The organism is Actinomadura sp. 6K520 (genome assembly GCF_004349245.1).
In the GTDB taxonomy this organism is placed as follows: domain Bacteria; phylum Actinomycetota; class Actinomycetes; order Streptosporangiales; family Streptosporangiaceae; genus Spirillospora.
On sequence record NZ_SMLC01000319.1, the window covers coordinates 1 to 4,057 of the forward strand.

The following is a 4,057-nucleotide window of genomic DNA, read 5'->3' on the forward strand; positions in this document are numbered from 1 at the left end:
CCCCCCACACCACACCCCTCCCCACCTACCCCTTCCAGCATCGGACCCACTGGCTCGACATCTCCCCCGCCGGCGGGGACACGCGATCCTTGGGGCTGGAATCCGCAGAACACGCTCTTCTCGGCGCGGTCACGGAGATCTCGGCAACGGGCGCCTGCCTGTTCACCGGTGGCCTCTCCTTGCGCACGCACCCTTGGCTGGCCGAGCACGCCGTGCATGGCATCGTTCTGGTCCCCGGTGCGGCGTTAGTGGAGCTCGCGCTGCATGCCGGAGATCGCACCGGTGTCCCGCATGTCGAGGAACTCATCCTCGAAAGCCCGCTGTGCCTGCCCGAGCAAGGCTCCGTCGACCTCCAGGTCACTCTCGACCCCACCGACGACGACAACCGGCGTGCCATCAGCGTCCACTCACGACCGGCCGGGCACGCGGACGTCGCCGGCTGGACGCGCCATGCCAGTGGGAGGCTCTCAGCAGCGGCCGAGCCCCCGGCCCCCGGCGGGGAGAACTGGCCTCCGCCGAACGCGGCGCCCATCGACCTGACCGGTTTCTACGACGGGCTCGCCGAACGCGGCTACGACTACGGCCCCACCTTCCAGGGCCTCACCCACGCCTGGCAGAACGGCGACGGCTTCTACGCCGAGATCGCCCTCCCCGACGACACCGACACCACCGGATACGGCATCCACCCCGCACTCCTCGACGCCGCACTTCACCCTCTCGCCCTCGCGCTGACCGGGTCCACGGACGAGCCGATCAAGCTCCCCTTCACCTGGCAGAACGTCTCTCTCCAGGCCGCAGGTGCGACCACCGTGCGCGCGCACCTCCAGTCCATTGAAGAGGGCCGGTACCGCATCACCGCGTCCGATACGCGGGGCCGGGCCATCGCGACCATCGGCGAACTCGCTCTGCTTCCGGTGACCGAGGCGCTGCTCTCCGCGAACGCGGACCAGCGCGGCGCACTGTTCCAGGTGGAGTGGCGGGAGTTGAAAGCGGACGGTCCGGCTGCCGGACGCCTGCCGGACGAGGTCCACCACACGGATCTCGACGCGTTGGCGGCCACCCTCGACGGCGGGTCCCCACTACCCGAAGTGGTGGTCTGGACGCCGTCCGCCGGTAGGTCCGGGAGCGTTCCCGCCGCCGGCCACGACGCCGCGCACGAGACGCTGAGTGCATTGCGGGCCTGGCTGGCCCTGGACCAAGCCGAATCCTCGCGGCTGGTCATCGTCACCCACAGGTCGGTTGCGATCCGTGCGGAGGACGCAGTCGACGATCCAGCCGAGGCGGTGATCTGGGGGCTGGTCCGCACCGCCCAACTCGAACATCCGGACCGCTTCACACTCATCGATCTCGACGAGCACCCGGACTCGTCCGCCGCGATCTCGTCCGCCCTTGCCACCGGGGAACCGCAGCTCGCCCTACGCAACGGCCGTCTGTTCGTACCGCGCCTCGCCAGGAGCACCACCAGGGACGAGGGCGGTCGCGACCATCCGGGTCTTTTCGGCGCGGACGGCACCGTCCTGATCACCGGCGGCACCGGGACGCTCGGCGCCGCCATCGCCCGGCACCTCGCCGGCCATCATGGCGCGCGGCATCTCCTGCTGGCCAGCAGGTCCGGGCCCGACGCCCCCGGAGCCGCCGAGTTGCAGGACGAGCTGGCCGACCTGGGCGCGGAGGTCACTGTCGCCGCCTGCGATACCGCCAACGCCGACGCGCTCGCCGCCCTGCTCGACGGCATCCCCGCGGAACACCCGCTCACCGCCGTCGTCCACGCCGCAGGCGTCCTCGACGACGGCATGATCGCGGAGCTGACGCCCCAGAGGCTGGAGACGGTGCTGCGTTCCAAGCTCGACGGGGCCTGGCACCTCCACGAGCTCACCAAGGACGAGGACCTCAGCGCATTCGTCCTGTTCTCGTCGCTGGCCGGAACCCTCGGTTCTCCCGGGCAGGGGAACTATGCGGCGGCCAACGCCTTCCTGGACGCGCTCGCCCACCACCGGCATTCGCAGAGGCTTCCGGCCGTCAGTCTCGCGTGGGGACTCTGGGATCAGCCCAGCGGAATGACCGGCCACCTCACCGAAGCCGACCGCGCACGCATCGCCCGCACCGGCCTCACCCCACTGACGCCCGAACAGGCGCTCCGGCTGTTCGACAGGGCACTTGGCCATCGCGGTCCGGCTCTTGTCCCCGCCGAGATCAACACCCGGACCATCCGCAAGCACGGCGAACTCCACCCACTGCTCCGCGCGCTCGTTCCGGGCACAACCCGCCGCCACCGGGGCGCAGCCTCCGAGACCTCCCTGCGGCTCGCGGGACTCGCGGGCCCAGAACTGGAGAAGTCACTCCTGGACCTGGTGCGCGCGAACATCTCGGAGGTGCTCGGCCACACCGACCCGAACGCCGTCGCGCCCACCCAGAACTTCAAGGATCTGGGGTTCGACTCCCTGACCTCGCTCCAACTTCGCAACCGGCTCGCCGCGGCGGCCGACGTGCGGCTGCCCACCACCCTGGTCTTCGACCACCCCACACCGCAGGCGCTCGTCGCCTACCTCCGTCAGCGGCTCCAAGGAGGCGAGGTCGCGCACATCGCGGACCGCGTCCGCGCTCCGGCCGATGAGCCGATCGCGATCGTGGCGATGGGCTGCCGCTACCCCGGCGGTGTGGCGTCACCCGAGCAACTGTGGGATCTGGTGGCCGATGGCGCGGACGCCATCACTCCGTTCCCCGACAATCGCGGCTGGGACCTCGACACCCTCTTCGACGCCGACGCGGACGTTCCCGGGAAGTCCTATGCGCGTGAGGGCGGGTTCCTGCACGACGCCGACCAGTTCGACGCCGCGTTCTTCGGGATCTCCCCCCGCGAAGCCACCGCCATGGATCCGCAGCAGCGGCTCCTGCTCGAAGTCGCCTGGGAAACCATCGAACGCGCCGGCATCGACCCCACCACGCTCAAAGACACCTCCACCGGCATCTACACCGGCGTCATGTACAACGACTACGCCACCCGCCTCAACGGTCTGCCCGCAGAGTACGAGGGATACATCGGCAACGGGAGTGCGGCCAGCGTCATCTCCGGCCGGGTCTCCTACTCGCTCGGGCTGCAGGGTCCGGCGGTGACGGTGGACACCGCGTGCTCGTCGTCACTGGTCGCGTTGCACCTCGCCGCGCAGGCCCTGCGCGGCGGCGAATGCGACCTCGCACTGGCCGGCGGCGTCACCGTCATGTCGACACCAGGACTGTTCATCGAGTTCAGCCGCCAACGCGGACTGGCACCCGATGGCCGCTGCAAGCCCTTCGCCGCCTCAGCCGACGGCACGGTCGGCGCCGAAGGCGTCGGCCTGGTCCTACTGGAACGCCTGTCGGACGCCCAGCGCAACAACCGTCACATCCTGGCCGTCATCCCCGGCTCAGCCATCAACCAGGACGGCGCCTCCAACGGACTCACCGCCCCCAACGGCCCCGCCCAAGAACGCGTCATCCGCCAAGCCCTCACCGCTGCCCGACTCGATTTCGGTGATGTGGACGCCGTCGAAGCCCACGGCACCGGCACCACACTCGGCGACCCCATCGAGGCCAACGCCCTCCTCGCCACCTACGGCCACAACCGCCCCGAAAACCAACCCCTCTATCTCGGCTCTTTGAAATCCAACATCGGCCACACCCAGGCCGCCGCCGGGGTCGCAGGCGTCATCAAAATGGTCCAAGCCATCAACCACCGCCAACTCCCCCAAACCCTGCACGTCGATAAGCCTTCCCCCCACATCAACTGGAACTCAGCGGCCGTCACACTATTGACCCAAGCTCAACCCTGGCCCGAACTGGACCGGCCCCGCCGCGCCGCCATCTCCTCCTTCGGCATCAGCGGCACCAACGCCCACCTCATCCTCGAACAACCCCCCACACCCAAAACACAACCCGCCCAAGGCGTCATCAACGAAACCCAACCGCCACAAGTCGACTGGCGCCTATCCGCCAAAACCGAAACAGCACTACGCCAACAAGCCCACCAACTCCTCGACCACCTCAACCGCCACCCCGAACTCACACCCCTGAACATCGC

General features: G+C 69.2%; 1 protein-coding gene. It reads left to right on the top strand.

Translation table 11 applies throughout. The features are described from left to right. Positions 1-89: 89 nt before the first annotated feature. On the top strand, positions 90-4,057 hold a 3,968-nt coding region (locus E1289_RS36670; RefSeq protein WP_165970775.1), incomplete at its 3' end, for an SDR family NAD(P)-dependent oxidoreductase.